Annotated in this window: 16 protein-coding genes; 5 read left to right on the forward strand and 11 right to left on the reverse strand. The window is 72.7% G+C overall.

The annotated features are described in order from the left end of the window. The coding region (locus tag ACZ4XX_RS01230) for an ROK family protein (RefSeq protein WP_468505934.1) at positions 1 to 333 on the forward strand (333 nt) is incomplete at its 5' end. Between the two features lie 16 nt (positions 334 to 349). Here the strand turns inward: ACZ4XX_RS01230 and ACZ4XX_RS01235 are convergent. The 5 genes from ACZ4XX_RS01235 to ACZ4XX_RS01255 form a co-directional block, all read right to left on the reverse strand. Continuing rightward, positions 350 to 1,486: an XdhC family protein gene (locus ACZ4XX_RS01235; RefSeq protein WP_468505935.1), complete on the reverse strand. Its 1,137-nt coding sequence runs from the start codon at positions 1,484 to 1,486 to the stop codon at positions 350 to 352. A gap of 43 nt (positions 1,487 to 1,529) precedes the next feature. Continuing rightward, positions 1,530 to 2,996 carry an NCS2 family permease gene (locus ACZ4XX_RS01240; RefSeq protein ID WP_468505936.1) on the reverse strand — a complete coding sequence of 489 codons (1,467 nt, stop codon included), beginning with the start codon at positions 2,994 to 2,996 and terminating at the stop codon, positions 1,530 to 1,532. Positions 2,997 to 3,293: 297 nt separating this feature from the next. After that, the gene (locus tag ACZ4XX_RS01245) at positions 3,294 to 5,693 is read right to left on the reverse strand and encodes a xanthine dehydrogenase family protein molybdopterin-binding subunit (protein ID WP_468505937.1); all 2,400 of its coding nucleotides are present in this window, start codon (positions 5,691 to 5,693) and stop codon (positions 3,294 to 3,296) included. Between the two features lie 2 nt (positions 5,694 to 5,695). Then, a complete protein-coding gene (locus ACZ4XX_RS01250; RefSeq protein WP_055601528.1) occupies positions 5,696 to 6,292 on the reverse strand; it encodes a (2Fe-2S)-binding protein in 597 nt (198 codons plus the stop codon). 2 nt (positions 6,293 to 6,294) lie between these two features. After that, a complete protein-coding gene (locus ACZ4XX_RS01255; protein ID WP_209497449.1) occupies positions 6,295 to 7,185 on the reverse strand; it encodes an FAD binding domain-containing protein in 891 nt (296 codons plus the stop codon). Positions 7,186 to 7,494: 309 nt separating this feature from the next. On the opposite strand from ACZ4XX_RS01255, the gene ACZ4XX_RS01260 reads away from it, so the two are divergent. Beyond that, complete coding sequence (locus ACZ4XX_RS01260; protein ID WP_468505938.1) at positions 7,495 to 9,192, forward strand: PucR family transcriptional regulator; 1,698 nt, start codon at positions 7,495 to 7,497, stop codon at positions 9,190 to 9,192. Between the two features lie 303 nt (positions 9,193 to 9,495). Continuing rightward, complete coding sequence (locus tag ACZ4XX_RS01265; RefSeq protein ID WP_468505939.1) at positions 9,496 to 10,284, forward strand: hypothetical protein; 789 nt, start codon at positions 9,496 to 9,498, stop codon at positions 10,282 to 10,284. Between the two features lie 33 nt (positions 10,285 to 10,317). Here ACZ4XX_RS01265 and ACZ4XX_RS01270 read toward each other — a convergent pair whose 3' ends face one another. The 3 genes from ACZ4XX_RS01270 to ACZ4XX_RS01280 all read right to left on the reverse strand — a co-directional run bounded on the left by ACZ4XX_RS01270 (position 10,318) and on the right by ACZ4XX_RS01280 (position 13,757). Then, the gene (locus tag ACZ4XX_RS01270) at positions 10,318 to 11,994 is read right to left on the reverse strand and encodes a hypothetical protein (RefSeq protein WP_468505940.1); all 1,677 of its coding nucleotides are present in this window, start codon (positions 11,992 to 11,994) and stop codon (positions 10,318 to 10,320) included. Between the two features lie 124 nt (positions 11,995 to 12,118). Further along, complete coding sequence (locus ACZ4XX_RS01275) at positions 12,119 to 12,793, reverse strand: hypothetical protein (protein WP_468505941.1); 675 nt, start codon at positions 12,791 to 12,793, stop codon at positions 12,119 to 12,121. 28 nt (positions 12,794 to 12,821) lie between these two features. Next, positions 12,822 to 13,757 (reverse strand): GntR family transcriptional regulator, encoded by a 936-nt coding sequence (locus ACZ4XX_RS01280; RefSeq protein ID WP_468505942.1) that lies wholly within the window; start codon positions 13,755 to 13,757, stop codon positions 12,822 to 12,824. 194 nt (positions 13,758 to 13,951) lie between these two features. On the opposite strand from ACZ4XX_RS01280, the gene ACZ4XX_RS01285 reads away from it, so the two are divergent. Further along, on the forward strand, positions 13,952 to 14,818 hold the full coding sequence (locus tag ACZ4XX_RS01285; RefSeq protein ID WP_468505943.1) for a (2Fe-2S)-binding protein: 867 nt from the start codon (positions 13,952 to 13,954) through the stop codon (positions 14,816 to 14,818). Between the two features lie 204 nt (positions 14,819 to 15,022). Then, entirely contained in the window at positions 15,023 to 16,147 is a 1,125-nt protein-coding gene (locus ACZ4XX_RS01290) for a DUF2637 domain-containing protein (RefSeq protein WP_468505944.1), read from the forward strand. Between the two features lie 59 nt (positions 16,148 to 16,206). On the opposite strand, the gene ACZ4XX_RS01295 is transcribed toward ACZ4XX_RS01290, so the two are convergent. The 3 genes from ACZ4XX_RS01295 to ACZ4XX_RS01305 all read right to left on the reverse strand — a co-directional run bounded on the left by ACZ4XX_RS01295 (position 16,207) and on the right by ACZ4XX_RS01305 (position 20,108). Continuing rightward, positions 16,207 to 16,611 (reverse strand): ATP-binding protein, encoded by a 405-nt coding sequence (locus ACZ4XX_RS01295; RefSeq protein ID WP_468505945.1) that lies wholly within the window; start codon positions 16,609 to 16,611, stop codon positions 16,207 to 16,209. Between the two features lie 70 nt (positions 16,612 to 16,681). Then, complete coding sequence (locus ACZ4XX_RS01300; RefSeq protein ID WP_468505946.1) at positions 16,682 to 18,424, reverse strand: pyruvate dehydrogenase; 1,743 nt, start codon at positions 18,422 to 18,424, stop codon at positions 16,682 to 16,684. A 55-nt stretch (positions 18,425 to 18,479) separates the two neighbouring features. After that, positions 18,480 to 20,108 carry a protein phosphatase 2C domain-containing protein gene (locus ACZ4XX_RS01305; protein ID WP_468505947.1) on the reverse strand — a complete coding sequence of 543 codons (1,629 nt, stop codon included), beginning with the start codon at positions 20,106 to 20,108 and terminating at the stop codon, positions 18,480 to 18,482. Positions 20,109 to 20,201: the final 93 nt, after the last annotated feature.

The following is a 20,201-nucleotide window of genomic DNA, read 5'->3' on the forward strand; positions in this document are numbered from 1 at the left end:
ACCGCCGAGTACCTCGGTGCGGGATTCGCCGACCTCATCAACCTCTTCCAGCCCGAACGCATCCTGGTCGGCGGCTGGGCCGGCCTCCAGCTCGGCGCCCGCTTCCTGGAGACGGTCAAGGGGTACGCGAACGAGTACGCGCTGGCGTACCCGGCGGCCCGGGTCGGCATCGGCATGGGCACGCTCGGCCCCGACGCGGTCACGGTCGGCGCGGCGATCCTGCCGCTCGCGGACTTCTTCGGCCGGGGCGGGCGCCGCGCCGAGGCGGAGACGACGGAGGAGCAGCCGGCCTGGGCGTCGACCGTGAGGGAACGGGTCCGGGGCAGGAGCTGAGAGGTGTCCGACACCCTCAGGCGACGGAGCCTATGCGTCCCGCCGGCTCGCGGGGGCCGTCGTGGTGGATCGGGGTGTGGGCGCCCGTGAGGGAGAGGCCCGTGCCGCCCCGGCGGTTCGCGACGATCTCCGCGCCGATCGACAGGGCCGTCTCCTCCGGCGTACGGGCTCCGAGGTCGAGGCCGATCGGGGAGCGCAGACGGGCGAGTTCGAGTTCGGTGACGCCGACCTCGCGGAGGCGCTCGTTGCGGTCCTCGTGGGTGCGGCGGGAGCCCATCGCGCCGACGTAGGCGACGGGAAGCCTGAGGGCGGCCCGGAGCAGCGGCACGTCGAACTTGGCGTCGTGGGTGAGGACGCAGAGCACCGTACGGCCGTCCACCTCCGTGGACTCCAGGTAGCGGTGGGGCCATTCGACGACGATCTCGTCGGCCTCGGGGAAGCGGGCCGGCGTCGCGAAGACGGGCCGCGCGTCGCACACGGTGACGTGGTAGCCGAGGAACTTGCCGACCCGGACCAGGGCGGCCGCGAAGTCGATGGCGCCGAAGACGATCATGCGGGGGGCCGGGACCGAGGACTCGACCAGGAGGGTCAGCGGCTGTCCGCAGCGGCTGCCGTCCTCGCCGATCTCCACCGTGCCGGTGCGGCCCGCGTCGAGCATCGCGCGGGCCTCGCCGGCCGCCGTGCGGTCCAGCTCCGGGTGGCCGCCGAGCTTCCCCTCGTACGCGCCGTCGGGGCGGACCAGGAGGGCCCGGCCCATCAGGTCCTCGGGGCCGGAGACGATCCGGGCCAGGGCCGCCGCCTCCCCCGCGGTGGCGGCGGCCAGCGCGGCGGGGTAGACCCCGCCGCGGACCGGGGTGACGAGGATGTCGATGATGCCGCCGCAGGTCAGACCGACCGCGAAGGCGTCCTCGTCGCTGTAGCCGAAGCGCTCGACGACGGTCTTCCCGTCTTCGAGGGCCTGCTGGCACAGGTCGTAGACCGCGCCCTCCACACACCCGCCGGAGACCGAGCCGATCGCCGTGCCGTCGCTGTCGACGGCGAGCGCGGCGCCCGGCTGCCGGGGCGCGCTCCCGCCGACCGCCACGACCGTGGCGACGGCGAACTCGCGTCCCTGCTCGACCCACCGGTGCAGCTCTTCGGCGATGTCCAGCATCTCGAACTCCTCGATATGTGTGTGGAGGGCGACGGTACGGGCGTCAGCTGACGCCCAGCCAGCTCTCGATCGGATGGATCGCGAAGAACACGATGAAGATCGCGGTCAGGCCCCACATGAAGGCGCCCACTTCGCGTGCCTTGCCCTGCGCCGTCTTGATGACGGCGTAGGAGATGACGCCGGCCGCGACACCCGTGGTGATGGTGTACGTGAACGGCATCAGGACCACGGTGAGGAACACCGGGATCGCGACGGAGCGGTCGCTCCAGTCGACGTGCTTGGCGTTCTGCATCATCATCGCGCCGATGACGACCAGGGCCGCGGAGGCCACCTCGGCCGGCACGATCGCGGTGATCGGGGTGAAGAAGAGGCAGGCGGCGAAGAACGCGCCGGTGACGACGGAGGAGAGGCCCGTGCGGGCACCCTCGCCGACGCCGGTGGCCGACTCGACGAAGACGGTCTGGCCGGAGCCGCCGACGCCGCCGCCGATGACACCGCCGGCACCGTCGATGAACAGCGCCTTGGAGAGGCCGGGCATCCGGCCCTGGGAGTCGGCCAGCTTGGCCTCGGAGCCGACGCCGATGATCGTGGCCATGGCGTCGAAGAAGCCGGCGAGCACCAGAGTGAAGATGATCATGGTGATCGTGATGTAGCCGACGTCGCCCCAGCCGCTGAACGACACCTCGCCGATGAGCGAGAAGTCCGGCGTGGATACCGCGCTGCCGTTGAGCTCCGGCGGGCCGGAGAACCAGGCCTTGGCCGGCAGGTCGCCGACGGCGTTGACGACGGCGGCGATGACCGTGCCCGCGACGATGCCGATCAGGATGGCGCCGGGCACGTTGCGGGCCTGGAGCGCGAAGATCAGCAGCAGCGTGAAGGCGAAGATGAGGACCGGCCAGCCGGCCAGCTCACCGGCCGGGCCGAGGACGACCGGGCCGCCTCCGGGAGAAGGGTTCTCGTGGACGAAGCCGGCCTTGACGAAGCCGATCAGCGCGATGAAGAGGCCGATGCCGATGGTGATCGCGTGCTTGATCGCCAGCGGGATCGCGTTCATGATCATCTCACGGAGGCCGGTGACCACCAGGAGACAGATCACCACACCGTAGGCCACACACATGGCCATGGCCTGCGGCCAGGTCATGACGGCGATGACCTGCGAGGACAGCACGCCGGAGACGCTGAGACCGGCTGCGAGGGCGAGCGGGACCTTGCCCCAGAAGCCCATCAGCAGGGTGGTCACGGCGGCGGCGAGCGCGGTCGCGGTGATGAGGGCGGGCTGGCTGAGGACGTTGCCGTCCACATCCTTGCCGCCGAGGATCAGGGGGTTGAGCAGGAGAATGTACGCCATCGCCATGAAGGTGGTGACGCCGCCGCGGATCTCCGTCGCGACGGTGGATCCTCTCTCCGAGATGTGAAAGTACCGGTCGAGCCAAGAGCGGCCGGCGGGGACGTTCGAGCCGGAGCCCGCGTCCTCCGAAGCGGTCTTGGGCTCCACAGACGACTGGGTCATGGGGCCTACTCCCAAGGTTCAAAGGGGCACCCGCGTCAGACCTCGAAGGACTTCTGATCTGCTGAAGTTGCGGGATTTGGGATGCTGCGTGGGCTGCACGACCCGGGGGACGGCCCGAGACGAACGGAATGAAGCGGTACTGCGTGATGAAGCGGTACTGCGGTACTGCCGTTACCACGGGTGCTGCTGGTACTGCGGTTACCACGGGGTGCTGCTGGTACTGCTGGGGGTTACTCCGGGCGGTACGGGCTGGGGAGGCGTGACGTTCCCTGGGAGGCACGTACCGCCCGGAGAGTCCTAGAGGGTGCCGGTGAGCGCCTCGGGGCGGACCGGCGTCTTGTTGAGCTCCAGGCCCGTCGCCGCCCGGATCGCCGCGAGGACGGCCGGGGTGGACGACAGGGTCGGCGCCTCACCGATGCCCCGCACGCCGTACGGCGCGTTGGGGTCGGCAAGTTCCAGGTAGTCGACCGGGATGGTCGGCGTGTCGAGGATGGTCGGGATCAGGTAGTCCGTGAAGGAGGGGTTGCGCACCTTCGCGGTCTTCGGGTCGACGATGATCTCCTCCATCACCGCGACGCCCAGGCCCTGGGTGGTGCCACCCTGGATCTGGCCGATCACGGAGAGCGGGTTGAGCGCCTTGCCGACGTCCTGGGCGCAGGCCAGTTCGATGACCTTGACCAGGCCGAGCTCGGTGTCGACCTCCACCACCGCACGGTGTGCGGCGAAGGCGTACTGGACGTGGCCGTCGCCCTGGCCGGTGACGAGGTCGAAGGCCTGGGTGGGGCGGTGCCGCCACTCCTCCTCGACCTCCACCGACCGGTCGCCGAGGACGTCCGCGATGGAGGCGAGGGCCTCGCCGCCGTCGGTGACGACCTTGCCGCCCTCCAGGAGGAGTTCGGCGTTGGCCCAGGCCGGGTGGTACGAGCCGAACTTGCGCCGGCCCATCTCCAGGACCTTCTCGCGGACGATCCCGCAGGAGTTCTTGATGGCGCCGCCGGTCATGTACGTCTGACGGCCCGCGGAGGTCGAACCCGCCGAGCCCACCTGGGTGTCGGCGGGGTGGATGGTGACCTGCTGGACGCCGAGCTCGGTGCGGGCGATCTGCGCGTGGATGGTGACACCGCCCTGGCCGACCTCCGCCATCGCGGTGTGGACGGTGGCGACGGCCTCGCCGTTGATGACCTCCATGCGGATCTTGGCGGTCGAGTAGTCGTCGAAGCCCTCGGAGAAGCCGACGTTCTTGATGCCGACGGCGTAGCCGACGCCCCGCACGACGCTCTCGCCGTGCGTGGTGTTGGACAGGCCGCCCGGCAGCGCGCGGACGTCCGCGCCCTCGCCCGCGGTCTCCCACTGGCGCTCCGGCGGCATGGGGCGGGCCTTGACCCGGCGCAGCAGCTCGGCGACCGGGGCCGGCGAGTCGACGACCTGGCCGGTCGGCATGATCGTGCCCTGCTCCATGGCGTTGAGCTGGCGCAGTTCCACCGGGTCCATGCCCAGCTTCGCCGCGAGCTTGTCCATCTGGGCCTCGTAGGCGAAGCAGGCCTGGACGGCGCCGAAGCCGCGCATCGCGCCGCAGGGCGGGTTGTTGGTGTAGAGGCCGATCGCCTCGATCTCGACGTCCTCGATGACGTACGGGCCGACCGAGAGGGACGAGGCGTTGCCGACGACCGATGCCGTGGACGAGGCGTAGGCGCCGCCGTCGAGCACGATCTTGCACTTCATGTGCGTGAGCTTGCCGTCCTTGGTGGCACCGTGCTCGTACCAGAGCTTCGCCGGGTGCCGGTGGACGTGCCCGAAGAAGGACTCGTACCGGTTGTAGACCATCTTGACCGGCTTGCCGGTGCGCAGCGCGAGGATGGACGCGAGGATCTGCATCGAGATGTCCTCGCGGCCGCCGAACGCGCCGCCGACGCCGGCCATGGTCATGCGGACCTTCTCCTCGGGCAGGCCGAGGCAGGGGGCGATCTGCTTGAGGTCCGAGTGCAGCCACTGGGTGGCGACGTACAGGTCGACGCCGCCGTCCTCGGACGGTACGGCGAGGCCGGACTCCGGGCCGAGGAAGGCCTGGTCCTGCATGCCGAAGGTGTACTCGCCGGAGACGATGACGTCGGCCCGCTTGGCGGCCTCGGTCGCGTTGCCGCGGATGATCGGCTGGCGGTGCACGATGTTCATGTGCGGGACGTGACCGGAGTGGTGGTCGTCGCGGTTCTCGTGGACCAGGATCGCGTCCGGAGCGGTGGCCGAGGCCTCGTCCGTGATGACCGGGAGCTCCCGGTACTCGATCTTGATCTTCGCGGCGGCGCGGCGGGCGGTCTCCGGGTGGTCGGCGGCCACGAGGGCGACCGGCTCACCGTGGTGACGGACCTTGCCGTAGGCGAGGACCGGGGTGTCCTGGAACTCCATGCCGTAGTTCTTCGCGGCGGGCAGGTCCTCGTGGGTCAGGACGGCGTAGACGCCGTCCATGGTGAGGGCCTCGGTGGTGTCGATGGACAGGATCTCGGCGTGCGCGACGGTGGAGCGCAGGATCTGGCCCCACAGCATGTCCTCGTGCCACATGTCCGAGGAGTACGCGAACTCGCCGGTGACCTTGAGGGTGCCGTCCGGGCGGAGCGTCGACTCGCCGATGCCGCCCTTGACGTGGTTCTGCGTGACGTCGGTGGGCGTGCCCACCGGAACGGTGCGTGTGTTCTGAGCCATCGTCAGACCGCCTCTCCCTGACGCTCCTGGCGAGCGGCCGCGAGGCGGACCGCGTCGAGGATCTTCTCGTAACCGGTGCAGCGGCAGAGGTTGCCGGAGAGCGCCTCGCGGATGTCCGCGTCCGTCGGGGACGGGTTGCGCTCCAGCATCTCGTCGGCCGCCACCAGCAGACCGGGGGTGCAGAAGCCGCACTGGACGGCGCCGGCGTCGATGAACGCCTGCTGGATCGGGGACAGTTCGACGCCCTCGCCGGTCTGCGAGTCCTGACCGGGCTTGGCTTCCCACTTCTTGGCGGCGTCGAGCGAGGTGCCGCAGGCGCCGGAGGCGCAACCGGCGTGCTCGGAACGCTCCTTGGCGAACTCGGCGAGGCCCTCGACGGTGACGACCTCGCGGCCCTCGACCTGACCGGCGGCGACGAGACAGGAACAGACCGGCACTCCGTCGAGGCGGACCGTGCAGGAACCGCACTCGCCCTGCTCGCAGGCGTTCTTGGAACCGGGCAGGCCCATCCGCTCACGCAGGACGTAGAGGAGGGACTCGCCCTCCCAGACGTCGTCGGCTTCCTGCGGACGTCCGTTGACCGTGAAATTGACGCGCATGGTTATGCAGCTCCCTCAAGCGTGCGGCCGGTGCCGCGGTACTGCTCCCAGGTCCAGCCGAGCTGGCGGCGGGCCATGATGCCGACGGCGTGGCGGCGGTACTTGGCGGTGCCTCGGACATCGTCGATCGGGTTGGCGGCGCCCGAGCAGAGGTCGGCGAACTGCTTCGCGATCGACGGGGTGATGATCTTGCCGTTGTCCCAGAAACCGCCCTCCTCCAGAGCCGCGTTCAGGAAGGCCTCGGCCTCCTTGGCGCGGATCGGGGTCGGCGCGGCGGAGCCGATGCCGGTACGCACGGTCCGGGTCTCCGGGTGCAGGGCCAGGCCGAAGGCGCACACGGCGATGACCATCGCGTTGCGGGTGCCGACCTTGGAGTACTGCTGGGGGCCGTCCGCCTTCTTGATGTGGACGGTCTTGATGAGCTCGTCGGGCTGGAGCGCGTTGCGCTTCACGCCCGTGTAGAACTCGTCGATCGGGATGAACCGGCTGCCGCGGACCGACTCGACCTCGACCTCGGCGCCCGCGGCGAGCAGGGCCGGGTGGGCGTCGCCGGCGGGCGAGGCGGTGCCGAGGTTGCCCCCGACGCCGCCGCGGTTCCGGATCTGCGGGGAGGCGACCGTGTGCGAGGCGAGTGCCAGGCCCGGCAGCTCGGCCCGCAGGTTCTCCATGATCTGGGTGTACGGAACGGCGGCGCCGAGGCGGACGTTCTCCTCGCCGACCTCCCACTCACGCAGCAGCTCGATGCGGTTCAGGTCCAGGAGGTACTCGGGCCGCCGGTGGTCGAAATTGATCTCGACCATGACGTCCGTGCCACCCGAAAGGGGCACGGCCGTGGGGTGCTCTGCCTTGGCGGCGAGCGCCTCCTCCCAGCTGGCGGGGCGAAGGAAGTCCATGGTGGCTCTCTTCCAGTGATTCTGGTGATCGGGGGTCGTGCGCAGGGGTTCCGGGGAGACGGCCGGTCCTCGACTTCACGTTCATGTGCTGTTCACGCGGTGTGTGGCCTAGTACACAAGCCGACGCTCGCCCGGGTGCAGTCACCGAAAACATGAAGGAGTTGGCTGGGTCCCGTCGTCGTCTTGTAGATTCGAACGAAAGGCGAGGAACAGTTACCTCGCTGTTTTCCCCTGGAAACGGTGGCCCCACGCCACCGTCGACAACGCGACAACCTCACCACCCACTGACGAAGGAACGGCGGCGACACGATGCGGCTGCGCGCACTGCTGGAGAACGACGCGCTCGGGCTGCGCCTGCTCGGCGGCGAGGACGAGCTGGACCGCACCGTCCGCGGCGTGATGACGACGGACCTCAAGGACCCCAGCCGGTACCTGTCCGGCGGCGAGCTGGTGCTGACCGGCCTCGCCTGGCTGCGGGAACCGGCCGACGCCGAGCCCTTCGTCCGGATCCTGGCCTCGGCCGGGGTCGCCGCGCTTGCGGCGGGCGAGGCCGAGCTGGGCGACATCCCCGACGATCTCGTAGAGGCGTGTTCACGCCATCGTCTGCCGCTTTTCGCGGTGAACGAGACCGTTGCGTTCGCGACGATCACCGAACACGTTGTTCGACAGGTCTCCGGCGAACGGGCGGGCGACCTGGCGGCCGTCGTCGACCGGCACCGGCGGCTCATGACCTCGGGACCGGCGGGCGGCGGCCCCGAGGTGGTCCTCGACCTGCTCGGCTCCGACCTGGACCTGCGGGCCTGGGTCCTCTCCCCCACCGGCCGCCAGATCGCGGGTGCGGGCGAGCCCCTTCCGGCCCCGCTGGCCGCCACCCTCGCCGGTGAGCACCTGGCCGCCACCCGGACCGGGCGGCGCGGCCCGCACCGGCTGAGCACGGGCGGCGCGGCGTACTCCCTCTTCCCGATCCGCAACACCGGCCGGGGCGCCGCCCCCGCCTCCCGGGACGTGCGCGAGACGGTCCTCTCGGACTGGCTGCTCGCCGTCGAGGCGGACGCCGGTGACTGGCCGGCCGCCCGGCTGGACCTGCTCCAGGGCGTCACCCAGCTGATCGCCGTCGAGCGGGACCGGCGCGACGCGGCCCGTACGGTGCGGCGCCGGCTCGCCCAGGAGGTCCTGGAGCTGGTGCAGACGGGCGCCGCGCCCGCCGAGATCGCGGCCAGGCTGCGGGTCGCCGCCCCGGTGCTGCTGCCCGGACTCGGTACGGCCCCGCACTGGCAGGTGGTCGTCGCCCGGGTCGAGTGGGAGCAGGAGGCCGGTCAGAGTCCCGCCGTGGACGCCGGCCCGGTCGCCCAGGCGCTCCTGGAGGAGATCCTCGTCGACCCGGCGACCGTGGGCGCCGAGTCCGCCGACCGGATCGCCGTGGCGCACAGCGGCGACGAGGCCGTCGCACTGGTCCCGCTGGCCGCGGGTCCGCTGCCGGACAGCGAGGACGACGGCCCGGCCACCGCGCTGGGCCTGCACGCGGACGCGCTGCTCGCGGCCGTACGCGCTCCGCTGTCGGCCGGCCTCGCGGACGACGGGCGGCTCACCCTCGGCGTCAGCGCCGCCGTGCACTCGGCGGAGGGCCTGCGCGGGGCCCTGGAGGAGGCCCGGCACGCCCGCCGGGTCGCCGCGGCCCGTCCGGGCCGGGTCTGCGCCGCGGGCCACCACGAGCTGGCCTCGCACGTCCTGCTGCTGCCGTTCGTCCCGGACGACGTCCGGCGCGCGTTCACGGCCCGGCTGCTCGACCCGCTGCGCGACTACGACCGCCGGCACCGCGCGGAGCTGATCCCGACCCTCGAGGCCTTCCTCGACTGCGACGGTTCCTGGACACGCTGTGCGACCCGGCTCCACCTGCACGTGAACACGCTGCGGTACCGGGTGGGCCGGATCGAGCAGCTCACGGGCCGTGATCTGTCCCGCCTCGAGGACAAGCTCGACTTCTTCCTGGCCCTCCGGATGAGCTGATCGGATGACCCGGGGGGCCCACGTGGATTCACCCCTTCGGGCGAGTCCGACGGAGTGACGTCCGGGCCGGTGGGGGCCCGTCGGCCGGGACGTCCGGCGGGCCCGGCCGGGGCCTGATCACGGGCCCGGCGGCCGTCCGACGGCCCGTCGACCGCGGTCCTGACGGCGGCCCGTCGATCCATCGGTGTCTTGTGAATTCTTTCACCTGACCCCTTGGCCAGGTACTCCCCTTCGTGCTGAGATGCGGGTCTCACTCAACAGCTCAATGGCGCGCTCGGGGAGGGCAATGTGGCGGATACCGCCATGTCTGGTTCCGAATCAAGGGGCGGCGAAGATCCGTCCCTCGCCTACGGCAAGGAGACTCCCGTGGAGACCGCCATATGGCGGCTCCGCTCCCGGGGTTGCTGGACGGACGCGGCCGCGCTGCTCGCGCCCCACGCGACCGAACCGGCTGCCGCACTCGAACGGGCCGCGCTGCTGATCGAGCGCTGCCTCTACACGGAACAGGGCTGGGCCGACGCGGAGGAGGCGCTCCGGGCGGCCGAGGCGGTGGCCGGCACCGACGAGGAACGCGGGGCCGCCGCCTGTGAACGCGGTTATCTGGCCTACGCGTCGACACTTCTGGGGGTACGGGACCGGGCCGACGAGGCGCGGATGGCACTGGGCCGGGCGGCCGCACTGATCGCCCCGTCCGCCGACGGCAGGCCGCTGCTCGACCTGCGGCGCGGGCTGATCGCGCAGAACCTCGGCGACTCCCCGCAGGCGGCCCGCGCCGCGTACCGCAGGGCGCATGCCGGGGCCACCGCGCAGGGCGACTCGCTCCTGCTGTCCTCGACATGGCGCCACCTCGCCGGACTCGCCCTGAGGGAGGGCGAGTTGGCGGAGGCGAGACACGGTTTCGCGGAGTCGCTCCGCATCCGCGAGGAACTGGGCTACCTGGTCGGTACGGCCCCGGCCCTCACCGCCCTCGCCACCACGGAGACCGAGCCGGAGGCGGGCCGCCTGCGCGCCGAGGCCCGCCGTCTCTTCCGCCTCCTGGGCGGGGTGCCGACCTGGCTCGCGAGCCAGCTGACACCCCGGCCGGCCACCTGAAGTCCCTTCTTCCGAAGGGTCGGTGACAGTCCCTCAGGACGTCGTGCGCCTCGGCGCGAGACACACCAGGCTCTCGTCGGTGCCGATGAGCAGGGAGCCGGCGCCGGTGACGGCGACCGCGCGGACCGGGGGGCCCGGGCGGAACGAGAGGGTCGGGCCGCCCTCCGGGCGGTGGAGTTCGACGAGACCGTCGCCCCAGGCGACGGCGATCAGCGGACCCTGCGGGGTCTCCGTCGCATGCAGGGAGACCACCGGCGAGGGCCGTTCGGTGAGGGGTTCGGGGCGCGGATCGCGGCCCGGGGTCCAGAACCGGACGGTCCCGTCGACGCCCCCGGAGCAGACGAACGGGGTCTCGGACTCCACCGCCGCGACCGCCGTGACCCGGCCGCTGTGCGAGGCGGCCTGATGCAGGCCCCGCAGACCGAAGGCGTGCACCGAGCCGAGCCGGTCCCCCACCACGACCGAACCGGCGATCGCCGCGAGGGCCGTTCCCGGATGCCGCGCCAGGGTCGCCGACACGGCCTCCGTGAGGCGCTCCAGATACGGGGCCCGCGGCGTGGTCCCCCGCACGGTGTGCAGCCGCCCCCGGTCGTCCAGGAGCAGCACGGCGCCGTCGGGCGCGGGCGCGAGCGCGGTGATCCGGCCGGGGACGGTGTGGGCGAGGCGGCCCGCCGGGCTCGCGTCGGCCTCGTGGAGGAGTCGCACGGCTCCGGTGCGGTCGCCGACGAGCAGTGTCCCCTCCAACGGCCCGCCCGCCGCGCCGAGGACGGTGACCGGGCCCGGCCAGGGCGGGGTCAGGTCGCCGCGGTGCCGGGCCCAGCGGAGTCGCCAGGGCGAGCCCTCCGCGAGCTGGGCGAGCGCGGGACGGAGCCGGGGGTCGGCACCGTCGCCGAGAGCGGCGAGCAGCACCGACGCCCTTTCCGCGGGCGTCTGTTCACGGCAGAGGGACTGCCCGGCCCGCATCCACGCGGCTCGCAGTCCGCCGTGGTCCTCGGCGGCGTTCTCGCCGGGACGGGCGGGCACCTCGGGGCCGTCGAGCGTGCCCGGGAGTCCGGCGGCGGCCGCCCCCGTGACGTACGCCGTGGTGACGAGCAGCGGGTCCGCCGTGCAGACGGCCACCGGGTCGGAGAGGTCCGGCAGCGGCCGGGCCCGCTCGGGGACGCCGGGGTCGACGGCGTCGGCGTCGCCGTCGAGGTCCACGACGGCGACCCGCCGGTCGGTGCGCAGGGCGGCGGGGGCCGGGGTGCCGCTGCGCGCCTCGACCACGAGACGGACCCGGCCGACGCCCGCGAGCTCGGCGATGAGATCGGTGAGCGCGGCGGGTTCGGCGGCGGCGTGCAGATCGGTGAGGAGCAGGACGGCGCGTCCCGCGGGCCGGGCCTCACTGGTGGCGAGGGCGTGCACGAGGTCGCCGGGCGACCGTGCCACCACACCGAGGCGGTCGGCGATCGTCCAGGTCGCACCGAGGGCGCTCTGTCCGGCCAGCGGGACGAGCACCCGGGCCGTGCGGCGGCGCGGCCGGCCGGCCCGCGGGCCGTGCTTGGCGAACCAGCCGAGCAGAGCCGTCTTGCCGCTGCCGGGGGCGCCGGTGACGAGGCAGAGCCGGGGCGCCTCGGGATCGGTGAGCCAGCCGAGCAGGGCGGTGGCCTCGGTCTCCGTACCGGTGACGGGTCGGCCTCCGTCCGCCGGGGACGGGGTCGCGGACGGCATGGGGCACCTCACGGGCGACGCGGTACGGGCGGCTGTCGCCCTTGACCTTAGTGGGCGCGGGCCCCCGGGGGACCGCCGTCGCGGGGACGGTCCTCCGGGAGCTTCCGCGGGTTGCCCGGGGCGGTCAGGCGTCGGGGTCGCCACCCGCCGCGACGACCTGGAGCCGGCCGAGCTGGACCTGGGCCGCGCTCTCCGCCCGCTCGGGTCCGAACCGGTAGGTGCTCACATAGGACACCACGGTGCCGACGCGCATGTAGACCCCGACGTAGTCGTCCCGCTCGAAGGCGAACGTCTCGTCGGCCCCGGACTCGGCCTTCACCGGCGTGAACGTTCCGGCCTCGCCCTTCGACGACGTCCTCACCTTCTCCACCGCCTTCAGTACGGCGGTCGCCTCCGCCTCCGTGCCGAAGGTGTAGAGCGTGAAGGTGGCCCCCTCGTCCGAGGAGGAGCCGGCCAGGACCAGGTCCTTGATGCTCGCGGCCTTCACTCCGGCGCAGTCCACGTCCTCCAGCTTGTCGGCGCAGAACGCGGCGGCCTCGGCCTCCGGGACCAGCTCGGCGTCGCCGCCGGTGAACGTGCCGCTGCTGAAGTCGGAGGATACGGGCAGGGCGTTGATCAGCCCGGTCGCGTCCAGCGAGGCCGGCTGGAACGTCTCCTCGCCGTCCGCGAGCCCCGCGGCCGCGTCGGTCACGTCGCTGTCGCCGCATCCCGTGAGTGCGGCCGCCAGAGCCGCCGCGACGGCGATCCCCCGTACACCTGTCCTCATCCTGATTCCCCCTGCGGCCTTGCCGGTTGACATGATCATCAACCTTAGCGGCCGGCAGGGATCAGGCGTTCGAGCCGGTGAAGTGCTCGCGTACGAGGGATTCGACGACGGTGAGGTCCTGGGCGATCAGGGCGTCGAGCAGGGCGGTGTGCTCGGCGGCGTCGGCGACGAGCACACCGTGGCGGACGACCGGCGCGCTGATCAGGGGCCACTGGGAGCGGCGGTGGAGGTCGTCGGCGACCGCGAGCAGCTGCTCGTTCCCCGCGAGGGAGAGGACTGCGCGGTGGAAGGCCCGGTCGGCCTCGGCGTAGTGGGCGCGGTCGCCCCGGGCCGCGGCGGTCGAGGTGGCCTCCGCGAGCGGGCGGAGCTCGGACCAGCGGGCGGCCGGGACCGTGCGGGCGAGCCGCAGCATGACGGGAACCTCGATGAGCGCGCGGACCTCGGCGAGTTCGGCGAGCTCGCGCGGAGTCCGTTCGGTGACGCGGAAGCCCCTGTTCGGCACGACCTCGACGGCGCCCTCGACGGCGAGGCGCTGCATGGCCTCGCGGACCGGGGTGGCCGAGACGCCGAACCGCTCGCCGAGGGCGGGGGCGGAGTACACCTCGCCGGGGACGAGCTCGCCGCCGACGAGGGCGGTACGGAGCGCGTCGAGGATCTGGCCGCGGACGGAGTGCCGTACGACACGGGGGGCGGGGAGGGGAGCGCGGGCGGCAGCCGGCGCGACACCGGGTGCCGGTGCGAGGCCGCATGCGGGTGTGGTGCCGGCTGCGCGTGCGACGCCGGGGGTGTCCGGCTCGCCGTGGGTGTGCTCGCCCCGGGCGGACTCCGCGCCGTGGGGCCGCCCCGTGTCGAGGGCCTGCTCGACGCCGCCCTGAGGCCGTCCGGTGCCACGCGCCTGCTCCGGCACCCGTGCGCCCTCCTCCGAGCCCCGGGCGGCGTCGCCGGAGTGCGGGGACGGCCTCTCCGTCGCCCGCTCGCGCGCTGCGCCCTGCTCCACCCGGGTCCTCCTGCGGCCTCGTGCCGGGCCCGGCTCGCGTCGCGCGGGTCCTCTGTGCACCATAGGCGAACGGACCGACATCAGGGGTGTGAGGGCTGCCTCGCTGGTGGGGGGCCCTTGGCCGGTGGTGAGAGGTGACTCCGAATCGGGTAAGGTAAGGCTAACCTGCCAACGCTCGCGATTCGGTGGTCCGCATGACCGTCCCCGCCCTGTTGCCCGCCCTCCCGACCTCACCCGTCGCGGCCGCCTACGCCCGGCTCGCCGAGGTCTTCCCCCATCTCCGGATAGAGGAACACGTCGACGGCGAGCGGCTGCCGCGCGGCGCCGGCTGGGTCGGCGCGGACGAGCTCGCGGCCGGCGGCCCGGACCTCGACGCCTTCCTCGCCTGGGACAACGCGCAGGTGCTGCGCGACTACGGCACCCAGGCCCGCCCCGACGTCGTCGCCAGCTTCGGACTGCACCGGTACGCCTGGCCCGCCTGTCTGCTCGTCACCGTCCCCTGGTTCCTGGACCGCAGGGTGCCCCGGCTGCCCGCACGGAACGTGTCGTTCCAGCGGGCGCTGGGGCGGATGGCCGTCCGAGTGGAGGAGTTCGCCTGCCTGCCCGGCGACCCCGCGGCCTCGCTCCCAGGCGCCCGGGTGGTCGCCGACGAGGACGCGCTCCGGGCCGAGGTGCGCGCCTCGCTCGCCGAGCACTTCGAGGCGATCCTCGACGGCTTCGGCTCCCGGATGCGGCGCGGCCGCCGCGCCCTGTGGGGGATGGCCACGGACGAGATCGTCGAGGGCCTCTGGTACGTCGGCGCCCTGTTCGGCGAGGAGCGGCGGGCGATGGACGAGCTCGACCTCCTGATGCCGGGCACCGTCAAGCCGTACAAGCCCTACGCGGGCTCGGCGGGCTTCCGTGAACTGCCCGGCACCGAGGGGCCGGACGGCGCTCCGCGGGCCACCCGCGACCGGGCGACCTGCTGCCTCTTCTACACGCTGCGCCCCGAGGACACCTGCATCACGTGTCCGCGTACGTGCGACGCCGAGCGGGTCCGCCGGCTCGCGGCGACCGCCTGAGGCTCCCGAGTGATTACGCCACCCGGACGGGTGGCGTAAATCGAACTCAAACCCCGTTCCCTGCATGGGCGTTCGACCAGATCGCACCTATTCGTATGCCGTGACTCCCCGATGGCGTGCTCTTGCCCGGAAACCCCTTGAGCGCCCCGCGGGGTCGGCCAGTATGGGCCGCCAAACGCCCTACTGCGATGCAAGGGACACCGCATGAGACTGACCGACATATCGCTGGACTGGCTGCTTCCGGGCGGCGTCATGGTGGCCGGAGTCCTGACGGCGGTGGCGGTGCTCGCGCGCGGGAAGCGCGCCGGTGACCAGGCCGCGGCCGAGGACTCCTGGGAACGCAGCGAGGAGCGCCGCAGACGCAAGGAAGCCGTGTACGGCACCGCTTCCTACGTCCTCCTCTTCTGCTGTGCCGCGGTCGCCGCGGCCCTGTCCTTCCACGGCCTGGTCGGCTTCGGCCGGCAGAACCTCAACCTCACCGGGGGCTGGGAGTACCTCGTCCCCTTCGGCCTCGACGGCGCCGCCATGTTCTGCTCGGTGCTCGCGGTCCGCGAGGCGAGCCACGGTGACGCGGCTCTCGGCTCGCGGCTGCTCGTCTGGCTGTTCGCAGGCGCGGCGGCCTGGTTCAACTGGGTGCACGCCCCGCGCGGCCTCGGCCACGACGGGGCGCCGCAGTTCTTCGCGGGCATGTCGCTCTCGGCGGCGGTCCTCTTCGACCGGGCGCTCAAGCAGACCCGCAGGGCCGCGCTGCGCGAGCAGGGCCTGGTGCCCCGCCCGCTGCCGCAGATCCGGATCGTGCGGTGGATGAGGGCACCCCGGGAGACGTTCGCCGCCTGGTCGCTGATGCTCCTGGAGGGCGTACGCACCCTGGACGAGGCCGTGGACGAGGTGCGCGAGGACCGGCGGGAGAAGGAGCAGAACCGGATCCGCCGGCGCGACCAGGTCAAGCTCGACCGGGCACGGCTGAAGGCGATCAACCGCCAGCACCGCGCCTTCGGGCTCGGCCGGGGCGGCGGGCGCCAGGTGGAGATGGCGGCGCTCAACGCCACCCCGGGCTCCGGAACGGGCTCGGGTGCGGGGTCCGGCACGGGCTCAGGTTCCGGTTCCGCGTCGGCGTCCGTGCAGGCCGCCGTCGCGGAACCGGCCATAGCGGATCCGGGACAACTGCCGCTTCGACCCCGGCCCTCCCTGCAAGCCGTCAGAGGCCGTGACAGCCACACGGGCGACTCCCGGACGGTGGACCTCACCGCGGAGGACGACACCCAGACGCTGCCCCGTCTCGACTCCCTCGAGCGCAAGCTCAAGGACCTGGAGCAGCAGTTCGGCTGAGCACCGCTCCGTCCCGGCCGGGCTCCGCCCGGTCCACCGCACACCGGCGGGGCCGCCTCTCAGGCGGCCCCGCCGTTCAGTTCGAACCAGACCACCTTGCCCACCCCGTGGTTCTCGACTCCCCAGGAGTCGGCCAGGGCCTCGACGAGGATCAGCCCCCTGCCGTGCGTACCGTCGTCGGCGCGCGGTACGTGCGGTGGCGCGATACCGGGGACGAAGTCGCGGACCTCGACCCTGAGCTGCTCGGGCACGACCGTCGCCGTCACGACGGCCCCGTGCTCGGTGTGGATCAGGGCGTTGGTCACCAGCTCGCTGGTGAGCAGTTCCGCCACGTCGGAGGCGCCCGGTCGACCCCATTTCCCCAGCAGTTCGCGTAAGGCGTGTCGCACCTCGGGCACCGCGGTGAGATCCGCGCATCCCACCTTTCTGAGCAGTTGAGTCGGCTGTCGTGCCTCCCCGGCCATATCCCCCACCCACAGATCGCGTCGAACAGGCTCACGGGGATGCATGCCCCGCCAAATCGTCCGCATTCCCTCAGAGTCGGGGCACGTTGCGCAGGTTGGAGCGGGCCATCTGGACCATCCGGCCCACTCCCCCGTCCAGGACGATCTTGCCGGCGGAGAGGGCGAAGCCGGTCACCATGTCGGCGCTGATCTTCGGCGGGATGGAGAGCGCGTTGGGGTCGGTGACGACGTCCACCAGGGCCGGGCCCTTGTGCCTGAAGGCGTCCTTGAGGGCGCTCGTCAGATGCTTGGGCTTCTCGACCCGTACGCCGTAGGCCCCGGCGGCCCGGGCGATGGCCGCGAAGTCCGGGTTCCTGTTCGTCGTTCCGTACGAGGGAAGTCCGGAGACCAGCATCTCCAGCTCGACCATGCCGAGCGAGGAGTTGTTGAAGACGATCACCTTCACCGGCAGGTCGTACTGCACGAGGGTGAGGAAGTCGCCCATCAGCATGGAGAATCCGCCGTCGCCGGAGAGCGAGACGACCTGCCGGTTGCGGTCGGTGAACTGGGCGCCGATGGCCTGCGGCAGCGCGTTCGCCATCGAGCCGTGGCTGAACGAACCGATGATCCTGCGCCGCCCGTTGGGGCTGAGGTAGCGGGCCGCCCAGACGTTGCACATCCCGGTGTCGACCGTGAACACGGCGTCGTCGTCGGCGAGTTCGTCGATCACGGAGGCCACGTACTCGGGGTGGATCGGTACGTGCTTCTCGACCTTGCGGGTGTAGGCCTTGATCACGCCTTCGAGTGCGTCGGCGTGCTTCTTGAGCATCTTGTCGAGGAAGCGCCGGTCGGTCTTCGCCCGGACACGGGGGATCACACAGCGCAGGGTCTCGCGGACGTCACCCCAGACGGCGAGGTCGAGCCGGGAGCGTCGTCCGAGGTGCTCGGGCCGGACGTCCACCTGCACGATCCTGACGTCGTCGGGGAGGAAGGCGTTGTACGGGAAGTCGGTGCCGAGCAGGATCAGCAGATCGCACTCGTGGGTGGCCTCGTACGCGGCGCCGTAGCCGAGGAGTCCACTCATGCCGACGTCGTACGGATTGTCGTACTGGATCCACTCCTTGCCCCGCAGGGCGTGGCCGACCGGTGACTTGATCCGCTCGGCGAACTGCATCACCTCGGGGTGTGCCCCGGCCGTCCCGCTGCCGCAGAAGAGCGTCACCTTGTCGGCCGCGTCGATCATCCGGACCAGGGCGTCGATCTCGGCGTCCCCCGGGCGTACGGTCGGCCGGGAGGTCACGAGCGCGATCTCCACCGCCTTCTCCGGGGCTGGCTGGGAGGCGATGTCGCCGGGCAGCGCGACCACGCTGACGCCGCCGCGGCCGACGGCGTGCTGGATCGCGGTGTGGAGCAGCCGGGGCATCTGCTGCGGGTTGGAGATGAGTTCGCTGTAGTGGCTGCACTCGCGGAACAGCTGGTCGGGGTGGGTCTCCTGGAAGAAGCCCAGGCCGATCTCGCTCGACGGGATGTGCGAGGCGAGGGCGAGGACCGGGGCCATCGAGCGGTGCGCGTCGTACAGGCCGTTGATGAGGTGCAGGTTCCCCGGGCCGCAGGAGCCTGCGCAGGCGGCGAGGCCACCGGTGATCTGGGCCTCGGCGCCGGCGGCGAAGGCCGCGACCTCCTCGTGCCGCACCTGGATCCAGTCGAGCGAGGGGGTGCGGCGGATCGCGTCGACGACCGGGTTCAGGCTGTCGCCGACGACGCCGTACAGGCGCCGGACCCCCGCGCGGACGAGGATGTCGACGAACTGCTCCGCCACGTTCTGTTTGGCCATGGCTCCATCAACCCACGGCCCGGCGGGTTGCGCCCGGCGGGTTGCGCCCGGTGGATTACGCCTCCCAGACACCCACCCCCGTACGGTCGTCGGCGTAACCGGTCACCCTCAGCTGGGTGTCGGCGAGGAACGCGGCCAGGCCGGGCGCCTCCGCGTCGGCCCAGCGGGCGGCGAGCTCGCGGGCAAGCGCGGGTTCGCCGCGCATCGGCTCCGCCAGACCGGGTGAGGCGAGGAGCAGGGTGTCGCCGGGGCGGGCGACGGACGCGCGGAAGCGGAACGGCTCCGCCGGCGGAGGTACGGGCTCCTCGACGAGCGGCCCCGGCGCGGTCGTGATGCCGAGGTCCATGGTGAGCCGGTCGCCTTCCTCGGTCTCGGAGGCCACGTCCTGGGGAGGCGGCGAGCCGAAGCCCACGACGGGGGCGCCGGTGACGGCGGCCGGCTCGGGCAGGAGCGGCTCGATGTCCTGCCAGGAGCCGTCGCGGAGCCGGAAGAGACCGCCGCCGCCGATGCCGAAGAAGACCCGGGTGCGGCAGTCGGGGTCGGCGGGGACGAGCAGACAGCGGAGGGTCGCGGTGTACTCGTCGGGGGCGAGGCCGCGCTCGGCGGCGCGGGTGCGGAGCTTGCCGTACGTACGGTCGGTGAGCCGGTGCAGTCCCGACTTGAGGTCGCCGCGGCGGCCGGACCTGATGTCCTCGGAGAGCCGGGCGTGGCTGCGGCAGACGGCCTCGGCGATCCACCGGCAGGCGTCGGCGGCGGCGAGATGGGCGTCCTCGGCGGCCCGGGAGCCGGCGGCGACGGCGACGAGGACGAGCGCCGTCTCGTCGTGCCCGAAGCGGGCGGTGAGCAGGGCGTCGCGGCGGGGCTCTCCCCGGTAGCGCGCGGAGTCACCGCGTACGGACGCGGCCCGCAGGGTGCAGGTGCCGTACCGGGCGCCGTCGAGCACCGTGTCGGACACCAGCTCGCCGAGCTCCCCGGGCCGGGCGACGGGCAGCGCGGTCGGCTCGGGCTCGTAGGTGGGCGGCCGGCTCCCGACGTGTCCGGTACGGGGCCGGGGCACGGAGACCTCGACGGTCAGGTCGGATCCGGAGCCGGGACCGGAGCGCGGACCGCCGGCCGGGGCCTCGTCCTCGTACCCGGAACCCGGCGCGGACGCGAAGCCGGTCTCGGACGCGGAGTCGATGCCGCTCTCGGCGGCGGACCCGAAGCCGGTCCCGGACGCGGGATCCGTCCCGCTCCCGGCCCCCTCACGGTCGCCCGGTCTCCCCGGCGCCTGCGTCTGCACCTGGACGGTCGGCGTCTCGACGGGCGGGGCGGGCGGAGGCGGCGGAGGCGGGGCGGGAAAGGTCTGCGGGCCCTCCTGCCGTGCCTCCCAGGGCGCCGCCCCGGGCACGAGAGGTACGGAGGGGGCGGGCGGCGGAGGCGGCTCGGCGGCCACCGGCGGCGAAGGCGGTGCGGCGGGCGGGGGCGGCGGCGCGGGCGCCTTCGGCGGCACCGGGATCGGGACGGCCGCCGTGGCCCACGGGTCCGGCGCCGGGCCCGGAGTCCCGCCCGGCGGGCTCGTGGTGGCCCGGGTCGCCGTGGTGAAGTGGTCGTCGAGGGTGTCACCCGACGCCGTCGGGGCCGTGTCCGGCGCCGACTCGTCGTAGAGCTTGTCCCACCAGTTGTCGTCCCCCTGCTGAGTCATGCCCTTATTGTCCACCGTGCGGGGCGCCCGAAAACGGGACATCCGGAAAACCGTTGCTGCACATGGGTGATCCGCCGGGCGGCCCCACCCCCC

Source organism: Streptomyces sp. NPDC029956, assembly GCF_055574655.1.